Raw genomic sequence first — 634 nt, 5'->3', positions numbered from 1 at the left:
AATAAGGCAGCAAACCAGTTTTTCAGAGTTTGTTTCATTTTCGCTGCCCTCATCAGATATTGGTTGCAAACAAGTAAACACCGACAACGGTAATACCGACGTAAACAAAGAACATAATTTTTTGTTTAGTAGTGCTCATGGTTACGCGTTCAGGAACTGGTTTGTTGGTATCCAGTTTGGTATAGAACGGCATACCCAGGAAGAATGCAAAGTAGACGAAAGACAGGATACGTGCAACCAAAGTACGAGTATCAGTTGCTACCATTGCACCCAAAATACCCAAACCGATGAAGGCAATAATGAACAGAACCAACGCCGTTTTGAAGATTGGGCCGCGATAGCGGACAGATTTAACCTCGCCTTTATCCAACCAAGGCAACAAGGCGATCAATACAACTGCTGCACCCATACCGATTACACCCCATACCTGAGTACCGGCAAAGGAAGGAATCGCACGCAGAATTGCGTAGAACGGAGTGAAGTACCATACCGGCGCAATGTGCGGAGGTGTTTTCAGCGCATTCGCTGCATCGAAGTTTGGCGCTTCCAAGAAGTAACCGCCGCCTTCAGGTGCAAAGAACAACACAGAACAGAAGACAATCAGGAATACAACGACGCCCAAGATGTCTTTAAC

Annotated in this window: 1 pseudogene; it reads right to left on the bottom strand. The window is 45.9% G+C overall.

The window, feature by feature from the left end:
- Nucleotides 1-52: 52 nt before the first annotated feature.
- Nucleotides 53-634 (bottom strand): annotated as a pseudogene (locus tag ACTHSP_RS21260) (cytochrome bc complex cytochrome b subunit); the annotation flags it as partial.

The sequence above is a fragment of the Neisseria sp. P0001.S005 genome, from assembly GCF_051963715.1.
This window is presented reverse-complemented; position numbering and strand designations above follow the sequence as displayed.